This window comes from Halorubrum sp. GN12_10-3_MGM (assembly GCF_005435235.1).
Taxonomy (GTDB): domain Archaea; phylum Halobacteriota; class Halobacteria; order Halobacteriales; family Haloferacaceae; genus Halorubrum; species Halorubrum ezzemoulense.
In genome coordinates, this window is record NZ_SGUB01000064.1 from 1 (window position 1) to 909 (window position 909).

Consider the following 909-nt stretch of genomic DNA (forward strand, 5'->3'; position numbering starts at 1 on the left):
GACGGGCGTCGAAAACACTGCCCCAGCCTCGGCCTCCACCGCGAGCGCGGTCGACGGCGATACCATCCCGCTCACAGTCGGCGGCAACAATCAACCCCGTGACGAGCAGATAACGTTTACCGGATACAAGGACACGACGACACGGACAATATCGGGTTCATCGGCTGGGTCCAAGTCACTTGACATCGGGGGGAATTTGGAGCCCACGGGACCAGCTGGTGGTGAGCCGGAGGTATCGGTGACGCTACCAGATGATCAAACTGCACAAGATACTTTATCTAGAGAGCAATTTACGGTCCCCTCTGATTGGCCCAGCGGGACATATTCGGTGGTCACCGATGACTACCTTGGCAGCGACACAACAACAACAAATTGGCTTGAGGTAAACGGTGATCGCGTTACTGAGAAGCGCGACAAAACAGGCGGGGGAACGACAGATTGGTCCTACGCGGTCGATCTCTCACCGGGAGATGATCTGGTATCAGCTGGGAGCTCAACCGACGGCGGTGGTGGCGCAAATCTTGAGACCGTCTCAATTAACAAACAATATGACGGCACGACAACGATCTCGGCAGGATCCGAGTCGGTGTCTATCACAGACGGAGGGAGCGCGCCTATCGATCTCTCAGGCAGTGAATCGTCTGTCTCGGTGAGCCATGATGGGGATAGGATCGACTCGTGGACTCTCAGCTATGACGAGGTGACACAGACAAAAAATCCGTCGGTGACTATTGCGGGATCGACGGTGGCGCACACAGGATTGCTCGGTCCGGGCGAAACCGTAACGGAATCTGTCGATCTGTCGACGGGCTCACAGTCCGGGCATATATCGGTCAGCGGCCCCGTCGATGTGTCGGCCTCATGGACAGAGGTATCCCGAACGCGCGATCCCGTCGTGGAATTGAACGG

At 57.0% G+C, this 909-nt stretch carries 1 protein-coding gene; it reads left to right on the forward strand.

What is annotated here, in order from left to right:
• Positions 1-328: 328 nt before the first annotated feature.
• A partial coding sequence (locus EXE47_RS18245) for a hypothetical protein (RefSeq protein ID WP_137708629.1) occupies positions 329-909 on the forward strand: 581 nt, incomplete at its 3' end.